Source organism: Flammeovirga sp. SubArs3, assembly GCF_947387565.1.
In the GTDB taxonomy this organism is placed as follows: Bacteria; Bacteroidota; Bacteroidia; order Cytophagales; family Flammeovirgaceae; genus Flammeovirga; species Flammeovirga agarivorans.
In genome coordinates this window covers 144,819-158,294 of record NZ_CANDOA010000010.1, presented here as the reverse complement: position 1 = coordinate 158,294, position 13,476 = coordinate 144,819, and the positions used below count along the sequence as shown (strand labels likewise).

Sequence of the window (13,476 nt, the reverse complement as noted above, 5' to 3'; positions counted from 1 at the left end):
TAGTATATCTTGCTACTTCCAATCATCGAGAAGCATAAGATCCGTATTGATATCCATAGAACACTTAAAGTGCTTTTTGGGACATTTCTTATGACCGTGAATACCACAAGGCCTACAATCTAGTTTCTCTTCAACTTCAACAATTTTAGAGTTAGAAGAAAGGGGACCAAAACCAAACTCAGGAACAGTTGAACAAAAAATTGCTGTTACCGGAGCATTCATTGCACTAGCCATATGTTGAGGTGCAGAATCATTTACATAATTCATCAGTGCTGATTTCATTAATGCTGCCGATTGCAAAAATGATAACCTACCTGCCCAATTACATAAATTTCCTCTTTCGACTTTTTCTGCAATCTCGTCACACAAGTCGTGATCACCAGGGCCTCCTATCATAATAACGGAAAGTTCTTCCGGTATCTTATTAATAAGTTCAACCCATTTATCTTTATGGAACTGTTTTGTATACCAAACAGAAGATGGTGCAATAGTTACGTAAGGTTTATCAAATGATCCTTTCTCATAGTCTATTTCTCTTGGATATAATTTAGGACCAACAAATTCTTGATCCGTAATATCCTCAATCAAAGACAAGTATCTACTTACCTCATGAGCATCTCTTTCTCTACTTTTCCCTACAATATGAGGCTTTTTTATGGTAAAAAACATACTTAAAGGATTTTTATCAAACCCAGCAGTAGATTTTGCCCCAGAAATAAAGGTCATAAGCCCTGTAGAAAGGAATCTTTGAAGATTAATTACTCTATCGTATCTACGTCTTCTTATCTCCATAGATACTTGTAATAAGTTCTTGTTCTTGTCCTTCTTTTTATTCCAAATGATAACTTCGTTAATATGAGGATTGTTTCTTAGTAATCCTTCATTTCCGTTTCTAACAACAAAATCAATTTGTGCCTCTGGATAAAACTTAATCAACTTCTCTACTACACTTGTTGCCATGATCACATCGCCAATAAATGCAGTCTGTATAACCAAAAACTTATTCATGGTGCTAAATTCTAATAAGATTCTGTAAATTCCAATCAATTTAATGGCAAAAATAAAACCTAAATTAAACGTAAAATCACCCTTTTATTATACAATGTGATTGTTGATATAATTTTTCCTATCTTCATCTTATTGTAGTACAATTTACATCGTCTTTCGTCCTCCTATGAAGACTTTCGAAGAATTTAAATCCTATTTTGTAGAAAATATTAAACCTCAGCTAGAAGTACTTGAGCAAAAGAGGTATGCCATGCACAACAAAAGGTTGCAATTTGGCGGTCTCACTTTTCTCCTCATCTTTATTGCTTGGATTTTAGTATATCTCGATCAAGTAAACATGTATGGGCTCTATTTTATGTGTTTATTTGCTCCCTATGCCTCTCATGTCTATTTCCAAAATAACTTTCATGACAGTAGTATCGAAATAGAATATAAAGAGCTGGTAGTACGAGAGATGATGCGGTTCATGGATAGTACACTAAAATATGACCCAACTGGCTATATTCCTCTAGAAGATTGGATAGCAAGTGGTGTTCATCCTTTAATTCCTGACAAATATATTGGGGATGACTTAATCACTGGATCAATTGAAGGAGTCAATGTAACCATATCAGAAGTTGAAGTTGGAGTGGAATTACCTCCTAAAAAAAGCTTTTTTGATAAAAAGAAAGATAATCCAACTCCAAAATACAATACATACTTCCATGGCTTCTTTATGATTTTCGAACTAGAGGATCCTCCAGCATGTGATGTATTTATTTTCCAAGACGATATCCAAAAGCAATGGAGCCAATTAGGTCGTCTTATTGAAGAAAAAGATGAACGATATGGCACATATGTTCCGATTCGGGATATCAAGTTCCGTAAACACTTTAAGGTATATGCTGAAAATAGAGCATTGGCTGAAAAAACGCTAAGGGATGATTTTATTCAAAAATTGGCAAAAATTGGCAAACACTTCAACGCAAAAGTGAATTGTGTCATCCGTAAGGAAAAGATGTATGTCTTCTTAGACATGCGTAAAGAGATTTTTAAGGTAGATACTACTCATTCACTTACTAGGCCATTTATTTTAAAATCACTCTACAAAGATATGGCTACGATTATTACTGTGGCTCATTCGTTAAACGACCCTATACCTGAAGAAACGGATAATGTAAGCAGTACCATCGACAATAACTTTGGTTCTGCCACTAATAATAACATGCAGGATGAAGAACTAGATTTTTCAGCACCTGTAGACGAAGATTCATTTGATGATATTCCTGAACCTGATGCGCCAGCAACTAATTTTGAAGATTTTGATGATGAATTAGGCGATGATGTAGAAAGAAGTGACAACGATTTATTTGGCTTTGATTCTCAAGATGAGATGGCAGCCGACGATAGTGAATTGTACGGTATGGACCAAGATGAACTAGATAATTCTAAGTTTGTACAGGGTTTTAACTTCGACGATGAGGATTATTATGACGATGACAAAAAAGATTAGACCATATTTGGCTACGATTGTCATTTTTTTTCCGAATTTTGTACTTTCTAACTCAATTGCCCTTAGCAATTGATAGAATACTAATTAAGATATATATCAGTTATTTATGGATAGCAAAAGACAACATAAATTTTCTCGTCTGATTCAAAAGGATTTGGGCGAAATCTTTCAACAAAACTCTGTAGCTATGTTCGGTGGAACATTTATTACAGTAACTCATGTTGAAATTTCTCCAGATCTAGGTCTAGCAAAAGTTTACCTAAGCTTTTTATTAGAAAAAAATCCTGAAGAAAAGGTAAAAGAAATTGATGTTCAGAACAAAACCATAAGAAAGATACTAGCTCAAAGAATTCGTCACCAAGCACGTATTATTCCAGAGTTACGTTTCTATTATGACAATACCGCTGAAGAAGCTGAAAAGATTGAAGATCTATTCAAAGACCTTGATATCCCTGAAGATAAAAAAGGTGAAGATGAAGATGATGATATCTACACAAGATAATTTCTAAACAGCAAACCAAAATACACTTTTAAGCCCTTATGCTTTCATTTTTTAAGATTAACGATCCACTACGTTTAATTGTACTCTTTATATTATTGGTGATCATAAGATTACCAATTTGGTTAAGTGAAATCCCATTACTTACAGAAGAAATACATTGGCTCACGTTAGGAGAAAAATTGGCAGAAGGTAAAGCTATGTACAGAGATGTCTGGGATAACATTGCTCCTTTATCAGCAGGTGTATATTGGTTTGCTGCAAAGTTTTTAGGAGGTTCAAGAACATCTTTATTTGTTATTGCAGCTTTCCTAACCGCTTTACAATCACTTCTCTTCAACTCAATGATGAACAGAAGTGAAGCATACAAGCAAAAGACTTTTATTCCTGGATTTACCTTCCTTATCTTTTCTAATATGAGCTTCGATTTTATGACGCTCTCTCCTGCATTAATCTCTTTAACTTTCTTACTGATGGGTTTAAGGAGTTTACTGAGAATGGAAAGAACAGATACTGAACAAAGTATTTTAAATACAGGATTATTTTTTGGGTTAGCTTCTTTAGCCTACCTACCCTCTTTCTCATTTCTATTAATGGGTATTTTTGCCCTAGCATCTTTTAGAGTATCATCCTTCCAACGTTTATTCTTAGCATTTATAGGCTTTACTATTGTCTGGGGAGGATACTTAATCTATTTATATTACATCGAAGCATTACAAAGCTTTATCAAATGTTGTTTCCTATCATTAGGATGGAATGATCATATCTTTATTCAAACTTGGGATCAACTATTAATTCTTATGGTTATTCCAGCCATAATATTTGTTCTTGGTGCTCTGAAGACCTTCTCATATAATGCTTTCGTCAATTCACAGCAATCTATCCAACAAGTGATGCTCATTTGGGTCATTACTGCAATTTTAAGCTTAGTTTTCTCATTATACACAACATCATTCCAGCTGATCCTTTTTGTACCTTCACTTGCTTTCTTTAGTGCGCATGAACTTCTATTGATCAGAAGGTCCATGTTTGGTGAATTAACTTTATGGATTTATTCAACAGTATTGTTAGTCATTATGTATGCTACAGCTTTTACTGTTTTACCTAAGAAAATTGAATCACCATATACTAACTCGTTTTCTGTAGAGGTCCCCAATTTTGATGAGTATGGCGAAAAAATCCTGATTTTTGGTGATGATTTCAACTATCTCAAAGAGCATAAATTGGCCACAGGGTATTTGAATTGGGATGTTAGTAAAAACTTTTTTGATAAGATTGACTCCTACGATGAAATCAGAGCGATCTATAATGCATTCGAAGAAGATATGCCCGATGCCATCGTTGATTTAAATGGAAAAGGTGCTGAAGTTTTAGAGTACCTAACGATAATCAAGACTCAATACTCTAAAAATCAACTAGATAATGGCGTAACTATATACGCAAAGATAAAATAATTCACTTTTTCCTTTGGATAATAAGAAGAGGTCGTATATTTGCATTATCAATTAAATGTAATTTTTACATTTACAAAAAAACACAACACATACTTTACACACCTATTACGTCCATTTTTATAAACACATGGAAAATATCGTTGACCAACTTTGGAATGAGTACATCAAAGTGACTCCTTCCGCTGCGAAAATTCTATCTATTTTCGAAAAAGAAGGAGAAACTGTAGCGAACGATCATATCGCAATTCGTACTTTCAATCACCCTTCTGTAAATGTTGAGCAATTGTCTGCACCTTTTATTGCCATTGGTTATGAAAAGCAAGGAGAATATATTTTCGAGGCAAAAAAACTAAAGGCTGCTCACTACGAACACAGAACTGACAAAGACATGCCTAAAATTTTCATTTCTGAATTAAGGCTTGAACTTTGCTCTGAATTCGTTCAAGAAGTTGCTGATTCTGTAATTGAAGCTTCTGAAGTAAATCATTACAGCAAAAACGAACTACTATTGCAAGGAAGAACTTGGGGACTTCCATCGCATAAAATTTATGAAAGATTACTAGAGGAATCTGAATATGCTGCTTGGATGTATGTATTTGGTTTTAGAGCCAACCACTTCACTATCCACTGTAACAAATTGAATCATTTCGATTCATTAATGGCAGTAAACAATTTCCTTAAAGATAATGGCTTTGAGATGAACACTTCTGGTGGTGAAATCAAAGGGTCTAAAGAGCAGCTACTTGAGCAATCAAGTATTTTAGCTGACAAAATGAATATCGAATTCCAAGAAGGAACTTATGAAATTCCATCTTGTTATTACGAATTCGCAAAGCGCTACCCAATGAAAAACGGGGAGCTATTTGAAGGTTTTATCGCATCGTCTGCAGATAAAATCTTTGAGAGTACTGATACTGTGCTTTCGAAGTAAACACAACGTACGGGAAAACTCCTATTCTAACCAATTCAAATTATTATAGACTTTATTGAACTTAGTAAAAACCCTATCAATTTTTATTGATAGGGTTCTTTTTTATAATACGACTACTATTTTTCCTTTTGCTTTATTGTCTTCCATATACTGATGGGCTTCAGCAACTTCATTTAAGGAGTAAACTTTATCAATATTTAGTTTAATCTCCCCTTTTTCCACTGCTTGAATAAATTCATGAAGCATAGATGTATTGATATTACTTGCTTCTCCCATGTATACCGTCAGTCTACCTAGTGAAGGTATATCTCCCATGGGTTCAAAATGATCGAAAGACCACGAATTCCCTAAAATCCCTGTCATGCAAACCGTTCCTTTTGTACGGATACATTTCAAGGAATCTTTTAATGTCTGAGTACCTATCAATTCTAAAACTTTATCCACTCCATTAGAATATTCCTCCCTTAGTTTTTGGTGGATCTCTCCATTATCAATAATAACCTTATCAGCTCCATTACTTCGTAAAGTTTGGGACTTCTTTTCATTTCTAGTGGTAGAAACCACTTCAGCTCCTATCACTTTGGCTAATTGACAAGCAAGCATTCCAATGGATGATGTTCCGCCGCGAATTAATAAAACTTCATCTTTCTGAAGTTCTAATGCTTGATGTAAAGATCCCGATACTGTCTGAAACATCTCAGGAATTGCTCCAAGTGTTTCCCAAGACAATGAACTATCAAATGCGAAAACTGAGGAATGTGGAATTAGGGTATATTCTGCATACCCACCATCAAAAAACCTTCCCATACCCCCCATTAGTGCCATCACTTTTTGTCCTTTTTGATAAACTCCATCAATATCTTCATCGACAATTCCAACACATTCAATTCCTTGAATCCTTGGAAATTCTACTCCAGGTGAGTCTCCTCTTCTTGTAAATAACTCTGACCTATTTAATCCGAAGGCTTTCACCTGTATTAGTACATGACCTGTTTTTGGTTTTGGCTTTTCTACATCAGTATATACAATTTGAGTAGGACCTCCTGGTTTTTGGGTGATAGCTGCTTTCATACTTTCAGTTATATTTAATTCAATTCAACAATGTATAGGATAATAGAAAAAACTCACGACGAAAACTCGACGAGTTGTTGAAATATATCTTTTTTGAAAAAACTTTTCCCTGACTTAAAATTGGATGCTGAAATATCAAACTTCACCACTTCTCCATTAAAGGTACAGATACAAACATTGGCCATTCTAACCACGACTTCCTTACCATTTTTATCAATATTTACTGACTCTTTTATCTTAAATAAGATAAGATCAATTTCATTAAATGGAATAAGGGTAATTTTTCTCTCTATTCTCTTATTCAAATAGATACACAAACCCTTATGAAAGGCCTCAATATTAATGTTATTGGATTTAATTTTAATACTTTGAATAGTATCAAAATCATGAATTCCAGACCTATATGTAAAAGCAGGAGAACCGGAACCTCTCGCTTTTATCTTTTCAAAAAAAGTGAATGGAGTTCCGATATAAGCAGTAATTTTATTATGTAGATTTTGGGTTCTTTCTATTGAATATGTTTTCAAAGTAGTTCAAAATGTGGGATATATAAATATAATAGCATGATAGTAATAATTGAATGGATAACAAAAAAGGTCTATCCTTTTGTTATGGATAAACCTTTGTTGATTAGATAAATAGCATTCCTAAAATTCCAGCTATCATATAATATTTTATCATTGCACTCAAGACTGAATAATCTTTTGACTTATTCGCTTTGTAAAGTCTAAACATGATATAGAATGCTGGTATCGACAAGAAAATAAAATAATACTGAAAATATAATTGCGACATTCTTGATATCATTCCAATCGAAATCACGATAAAAAGAACGAACAACAGATAAATTAATTTTTTCGTCTTCTGATCACCCCATATTATAGGTAGTGTTTTACAACCAAACTTAGCATCACCTTCTTTATCTTCTAAATCTTTTATTACTTCTCTAATTAACGAGACAAAAAACGCAAATATTCCAAATTGATATATTGCTTTATTATGTTCTGCAAAGTAAATATTAATCAGAAAAATAGAGATCGAAGTCATAGCAGCAACACTAATATTTCCGATAAATGCTCTCCTTTTTAGATCATTAGAATACAACCACAACCAAAAAGTAACGAAGAAACATACCGTACCCACCTCCTTTGATAGTATTAATCCGATGACAATACCAATAAAATTAAAGATGGTATGCGTAAAAATGGCCACTCGCCTTTTCATTACTTTACCTATCACCTGCTTTTTAGGTTTATTGATAGCATCAATCTTAATATCATAATAATCATTAATGATATACCCTGCTGCCGCAATAAGCATAGTTGATAAACATAATAACCAAAATCCGACATCTTGAAACATCAGTTTCCAATCAGATTTTGGACCTATCAAAAATATTCGTCCCATCCATTGGGTCAACAATATGATCAACAGATTTTTGAAACGTATTAATTTTAGGAAGTCTGTAACTCCTATAAAGAATGATTTTTCTGTATTAGGCGTGGTTGCTTGCATTATGTTAGTGTGCTTCTAGCCAGTTTGCACCTTCTCCAACTTCTACCTCTAATGGTACAGCGATCTTGAAGGCACTTTCCATTAATTCTTGAACTTTATTTTTCATCAATTCAAACTCATCTTTGTGTACATCAAAAATCAATTCGTCATGAACTTGCATAATCATTTTTGATTTTAAATCTTGAGTACTCATCCAAGCTTGAATATCTATCATCGCTTTTTTGATAATATCAGCTGCAGTACCTTGAATTGGTGCATTGATGGCGTTTCTTTCTGCCATTCCTCTTACCGTAAAGTTTCTTGAGTTGATATCTCTTAGGTAACGTCTACGTCCCATTAAGGTCTCAACATATTCCACTTCTCTAGCTTTATTGATGACATCATCCATATATTTTTTTACAGATGGAAATTCTTCAAAATATGCGTCGATAAGTTGTTTTGCTTCAGATCTTGGAATATCTAACTGCTGAGATAATCCGAACGCTGAAACACCATAGATAATACCAAAGTTAGCTGTTTTAGCTTTTCGTCTCATATCAGAATCTACCGCAGATTCTTCTACTTTGAATACTTTTGCTGCTGTAGCGGTATGAATATCTTTACCTTGTTTAAAGGCTTCAATCATAGATGTATCACCACTAAATGCCGCCATAATTCTCAACTCTACTTGAGAGTAATCGGCCGCCATAAAGATATAATCTTCATTTCTAGCAACAAACGCCTTTCTTATTTCCTTACCTCTCGAAGATCGTATAGGAATATTTTGTAAGTTAGGATCTGTTGAACTCAAACGTCCAGTTGCTGCTACAGCTTGATTATAAGTAGTATGTACTCTTCCATCTGTTTTGGTTAATTTAGGAAGTGCATCAACATACGTACTTTTTAATTTATTTAGCTGACGGAAATCTAATATTTTCCCAACAATTTCATGCTCTTTTAAACCTTGAAGAATCTCTTCACCTGTAGCATATTGCCCAGTTTTTGTCTTCTTTGGTTTATCTACTAGTTTCATCTTTTCGAATAAGATTACTCCTAATTGCTTTGGTGATGAAATGGTAAACTCTTCACCAGCCAACTGATAAATATCTTTTTCCAATTCATTGATCTGTTCACCAAGGGTAACAGAATATGTTTCTAATGAATTGGAATCTAAATTCACCCCTTCTTTTTCCATTAAACGAAGTGTCTCCATTAATGGGACTTCCAAATCATTAAATAAAGATTCTACACCTTTTTCACTTAAGATTGGCGAAAGTTTTTCCTTTAATTGTAATGTAACATCTGCATCTTCACATGCATATTCATACACCTCATGAGCAGGAATGTCTCTCATGTTTTTTTGTTTCTTTCCTTTCTTACCTAAAATTGTTTCAATCGAAACGGGTTTATAATTTAAGTAAGCTTCAGAAAGCGTATCCATATTATGACGCTTATCTGGTTCGATAAGGTAATGAGCAAGCATGGTATCAAAGAATGGACCTTTGACTTGAACATCTAAATTGTCTAATACTTGGATATCATATTTTAAATTCTGCCCAATTTTAAGAATTTTCTCGTTATTGAAAACTTCAGTAAAATGAGCTAATGTTTTTATTGCTTCCTCCTTTTCTAAAGATAAAGGAACGTAATACCCTTCATCTTTTTTTGTAGAGAAAGAGATACCTACTGGCTGAGCCTCTAGTGAGTCTAAGGAAGTAGTTTCAGTATCAAATGCCAATTCTGTCTTGCTTAGAAGGTAATCGGCTAATTCTTTACAACGCTCATCAGAATCAATCAATCTATAGTTTTTATCAATAGTATTAATGTCATCAATACGGATTTCTACAGGAATTTCTTCTGATTCTGTCTCTACTTTTGTTGCTGCTTTAGGTGCTCCTCCAAATAAGGATGTTTGTTCGCCTGGTTTTGGTGCAACTTTCTTAGGTTTTTCACCAGGGAAAACTCTTTGTAATAAAGTCTTAAACTCTAAATCATTAAAGATTTTAACAAGCTCTTCCTTATTTGGTTCTTGAACTTTTAATGCTTCCTCATCAAAAACAACTGGTACATCTAATTTAATTGTAGCCAATTCTTTCGATAAAATTGCTTGCTCTTTATTGTCCTGAACTCTTTCTTTTAATTTCCCTTTGAGTTTATCGACATTATCGATAATACCTTCAACAGTAGAATATTCTTTTAATAACTTGACAGCTGTTTTAGGACCAACTCCAGGTACACCTGGGATATTATCTACAGCATCACCTTGAAGGCCTAATAAATCTATAACTTGATCGATTCTATCTAAATCGAATTTTTCTAAAACTTCTTTTGGTCCAAGAATTTCAATTCCTCCTTTTGTTGATGGACGATATAAAAATGTGTTTTCATCTACCAACTGTGCATAATCTTTATCAGGTGTCATCATAAACGTCTGAAACCCGCTAGCTGATGCTTTTTTTGCTAATGTACCAATCACATCATCTGCTTCAAACCCCTCTTTTTCAATTCGTGGGATATTGAAAGCATCAACAATCTTTTTAACAATTGGTATAGCAATTGAAATGTCCTCTGGTGTTTCCTGCCTATTCGCTTTATACTCTTTGTACATTTCATGTCTAAAAGTAGGTGCGGATAAATCAAAAGAAACAGCAATATGTGTTGGATTCTGCTTTTTGAGAATTTCCAAAAGAGAATTTACAAATCCCATAGGGGCACTTGTATTAACTCCTTTAGAATTAATACGTGGATTACGAATTAAAGCGAAGTGGGCACGAAATATAAGTGCCATACCATCAAGCAGAAAAAGTTTTTTCATATTTTTTTTGTTCAAAGGACGAGAACAACTATTAAATTTGCGACGTTTGTCAAAATTCTTGTTTGTGCGAATATACAAAGAGCACACGTAACAATAAGGATTCTAACTAATGATTTTTAATGAAACAATATATCATTCATTGGTATTGAATAAGTTTCATTTCTTTGTATCGGTCTAAAAATTGATCGGTAAAAATGAATATTAATTAAAAGAGAAAGAATTGATAGGAGAAGCAATACAAAGTTTGCAACAACAGTTGCTTTTTGGGGGTGATTTAAAAGCGGAAGTTCAAACAGAAGGTGAACATTTAATCAAGGCCTTTCAAAAGTCATTTTATGCTACATTCGGTGTTGAGGATTTAATTAAAATCATCAGTGAGCACCTTGTAGGGTACCATGTCACTAAGGCTTTAATCAACCCAGAAAATCAAGAGGCCTTATTACAAGACCCTATTTTTATTGCATTTGATCAATTAGTTAATCATCTATCTGATCAATCTTTCATTCAACAATATTTAACTCCTCTTTCTGATAAAATTAATATCCTGCTCTCCGATGGCTCATCTAAAAGTGATGTTTTCACTCAATTGATGGGACGAGAAGAAGGAGAAGCTCTTCCTAACTATTTTATGGGAATGTTTAAATCATTATTAAGAAAGCATTTAAACAATTCAGGAAGAGACGCTAAATACCTTTACCCTTCGTTTACGTTACCTCCATTTTTGGATAACGAAGCAGCATCCAACACTATGGTATGCTATGATTTATTAGTTTACTATTGGTGTGCTGTTACAATCCCTGCATCTGACCGCTCTTTTGGGAACAGTCTAAGTTTTACTGATATTCAACCACAAGGGCAAAAACACCTTGAATTTCAAGACCAGGATAGTAACCTAAATAAACTAGTCAATCTTAATCGCGACCCTGTACAGATCGTATTTGGAACGATTCAGCAAATGTCTTTAGGAAACAGAACTGCTCATAAGTTTTGGAACAATAAGGTTAAAAAAGCTTTTATTGGTGACCAAAAAAGAAACCCTGTATCGTATTGGCTATTATGGGCAAAAGAAAGATTAGGTAATAATGGAATCCTTGTTATCAGAGGAGATCAATCACTTGCTGCTGCTCCAGAATATACTTCATGGAGGAAGCAAGTAGCAAAAATCTGTCATAGAGTATACATTCAAGCTCATCAATACTCAAATCAGATCGTTTATTGCTTCATTTTTGAACCAAATGATGAGCATGAAGGCGTTTTTTACGCCCCTAGTTATCTGGAAGACTTTTCACCTATCAGTCAAGATTCAGAAGATTGGATCACTCTGTCATCCGAGGAATACAATACGTTTTTATGTCTTCATAGCTTAAAAGAAAAAAGTATTTTCCAAGAAAGTATCCAACCCAGCCAAATTAAGAATAGAACATGGTTTACTGATTTCAATAAACCTCAACTACTTGATAAGCTAAAAGCATATCAGAAGGAACAACAGAAATCAAAAGTTTCCAGCTTACCAATTCATAATCATATTCTTGATATTGATGAAAGTAATGTTCTGAAGGTTTACACTAAGCCATTCACAAAAAAATGGGCATATATCCCACCTGTAGAGCTAAAAGCTTGGTCTACATCACATGATGCAGGATTCAACCAAATAAACCCTTCTATCTGTTTAGGTGCAGGAAAGGATTATGGTTTTGAAATTTCATTAGTTCAACATCCTGTGCTTCATGACTTTTTTGAAAGAAAACAAGTTTCAAATATTCTTCCATTAAGAGTATATAAAGAAGATGGTTCTTTCAGAGAAAATGTAAGTGATTGGGCATTGAATCGATTCAAACAGTATTACTTACCAAGGTTGCCAGAACTTGGAGCAAAAAATACTATTTCTTCCATCCACTTCGAGCTTGTTGAAGCAATAGAGATTATTAGAAGACACACCTCTAGACTCCCAGTGCTTGATAAATATACCCGACAACTCATCGAGTTATCAGATGATCATGAAGGAAGTCTTGAAGACGTTTCTAAAACTTTACATCTACTTAAAAATAAAATGTTACAGCTTTATCGCGGAGCATCTGAGAAAAAACAAATGCTTCTTGATATTTCTAATGCCTGTAACACCATCAAAAATAAAATTGATGAAATTGAAAAGGTCAAAATAGAAAGGGACCTCAAAGAATCTCAATTAACTAAGGAGAATATTTTCTATTATACTATAGCCATACTAAATCACCCTCTTTATAAAATTGATTATGAAAAGGAATTGATAGCACTACCGCCAAGGATACCATTACTCAATGATTTTTGGAAATGGTATGCTATAGGAAAAAGACTTTACGATCTTTCTTTAGAACTTAATAAAGAAACTGATATCCAACTATCTATTGTTGAAGGTGATGAGATCGACAAGGAGAATCAATTAAAAATTAACTCCGAACAATATCTAAATAATATTGATCACCTAGAAAAAACGACAACTTGGGGTGGAAATAACTCCGTACAGGTTACATTATCTCAATACAGAGAAAGAAAACCACTAAATAAGCAACTTCAAAAGTTCTTTAGTGAGAAAGTAAGCAAAGTGAATTGTATTGAATTAGTTAGAAGTTTAGAGATACAGGTACAAGTAAGTAATTTTATTAAAGACGAAATGCCAGCAACACTCTTTGAAAACAGAGGACCTGCAATTCGTTTAAAAAGAAGAAAATAGAC

The 13,476-nt window shown here is 33.7% G+C and carries 10 protein-coding genes; 5 read left to right on the top strand and 5 right to left on the bottom strand.

The window, feature by feature from the left end; genetic code table 11:
- Positions 1-12: 12 nt before the first annotated feature.
- On the bottom strand, positions 13-1,008 hold the full coding sequence (locus tag QL232_RS22775; RefSeq protein ID WP_281615892.1) for a glycosyltransferase family 9 protein: 996 nt from the start codon (positions 1,006-1,008) through the stop codon (positions 13-15).
- 166 nt (positions 1,009-1,174) lie between these two features.
- Here QL232_RS22775 and QL232_RS22770 point away from each other — a divergent pair, with 166 nt between their 5' ends.
- The 4 genes from QL232_RS22770 to QL232_RS22755 all read left to right on the top strand — a co-directional run bounded on the left by QL232_RS22770 (position 1,175) and on the right by QL232_RS22755 (position 5,384).
- Positions 1,175-2,500 (top strand): DUF3137 domain-containing protein, encoded by a 1,326-nt coding sequence (locus QL232_RS22770; RefSeq protein WP_281615891.1) that lies wholly within the window; start codon positions 1,175-1,177, stop codon positions 2,498-2,500.
- Between the two features lie 106 nt (positions 2,501-2,606).
- Entirely contained in the window at positions 2,607-3,002 is a 396-nt protein-coding gene (gene rbfA, locus QL232_RS22765) for a 30S ribosome-binding factor RbfA (RefSeq protein ID WP_168881276.1), read from the top strand.
- Positions 3,003-3,040: 38 nt separating this feature from the next.
- Positions 3,041-4,453, top strand: coding sequence for a hypothetical protein (locus QL232_RS22760; RefSeq protein WP_281615890.1), 1,413 nt, complete (start codon positions 3,041-3,043; stop codon positions 4,451-4,453).
- Positions 4,454-4,580: 127 nt separating this feature from the next.
- A complete protein-coding gene (locus QL232_RS22755; protein WP_281615889.1) occupies positions 4,581-5,384 on the top strand; it encodes a DUF1338 domain-containing protein in 804 nt (267 codons plus the stop codon).
- A gap of 102 nt (positions 5,385-5,486) precedes the next feature.
- Here the strand turns inward: QL232_RS22755 and QL232_RS22750 are convergent, their stop codons facing one another.
- The 4 genes from QL232_RS22750 to polA all read right to left on the bottom strand — a co-directional run bounded on the left by QL232_RS22750 (position 5,487) and on the right by polA (position 10,764).
- The gene (locus QL232_RS22750; RefSeq protein ID WP_281615888.1) at positions 5,487-6,455 is read right to left on the bottom strand and encodes a zinc-binding alcohol dehydrogenase family protein; all 969 of its coding nucleotides are present in this window, start codon (positions 6,453-6,455) and stop codon (positions 5,487-5,489) included.
- Between the two features lie 53 nt (positions 6,456-6,508).
- The gene (locus QL232_RS22745) at positions 6,509-6,982 is read right to left on the bottom strand and encodes a hypothetical protein (protein WP_281615887.1); all 474 of its coding nucleotides are present in this window, start codon (positions 6,980-6,982) and stop codon (positions 6,509-6,511) included.
- 103 nt (positions 6,983-7,085) lie between these two features.
- Complete coding sequence (locus QL232_RS22740; protein ID WP_281615886.1) at positions 7,086-7,970, bottom strand: geranylgeranylglycerol-phosphate geranylgeranyltransferase; 885 nt, start codon at positions 7,968-7,970, stop codon at positions 7,086-7,088.
- 4 nt (positions 7,971-7,974) lie between these two features.
- Positions 7,975-10,764: a DNA polymerase I gene (polA, locus tag QL232_RS22735; RefSeq protein ID WP_281615885.1), complete on the bottom strand. Its 2,790-nt coding sequence runs from the start codon at positions 10,762-10,764 to the stop codon at positions 7,975-7,977.
- A 220-nt stretch (positions 10,765-10,984) separates the two neighbouring features.
- Between polA and QL232_RS22730 the strand changes: the two genes are divergently transcribed.
- Entirely contained in the window at positions 10,985-13,474 is a 2,490-nt protein-coding gene (locus tag QL232_RS22730; protein WP_281615884.1) for a type ISP restriction/modification enzyme, read from the top strand.
- The last annotated feature ends 2 nt before the right edge of the window (positions 13,475-13,476 follow it).

Bases quoted from the DNA above. Each gene is read 5' to 3' on its own strand.
- QL232_RS22775 (WP_281615892.1), bottom strand. From the start codon at position 1,008: ATGAATAAGTTTTTGGTTATACAGACTGCATTTATTGGCGATGTGATC.
- QL232_RS22770 (WP_281615891.1), top strand. From the start codon at position 1,175: ATGAAGACTTTCGAAGAATTTAAATCCTATTTTGTAGAAAATATTAAA.
- rbfA (WP_168881276.1), top strand. From the start codon at position 2,607: ATGGATAGCAAAAGACAACATAAATTTTCTCGTCTGATTCAAAAGGAT.
- QL232_RS22760 (WP_281615890.1), top strand. From the start codon at position 3,041: ATGCTTTCATTTTTTAAGATTAACGATCCACTACGTTTAATTGTACTC.
- QL232_RS22755 (WP_281615889.1), top strand. From the start codon at position 4,581: ATGGAAAATATCGTTGACCAACTTTGGAATGAGTACATCAAAGTGACT.
- QL232_RS22750 (WP_281615888.1), bottom strand. From the start codon at position 6,455: ATGAAAGCAGCTATCACCCAAAAACCAGGAGGTCCTACTCAAATTGTA.
- QL232_RS22740 (WP_281615886.1), bottom strand. From the start codon at position 7,970: ATGCAAGCAACCACGCCTAATACAGAAAAATCATTCTTTATAGGAGTT.
- polA (WP_281615885.1), bottom strand. From the start codon at position 10,764: ATGAAAAAACTTTTTCTGCTTGATGGTATGGCACTTATATTTCGTGCC.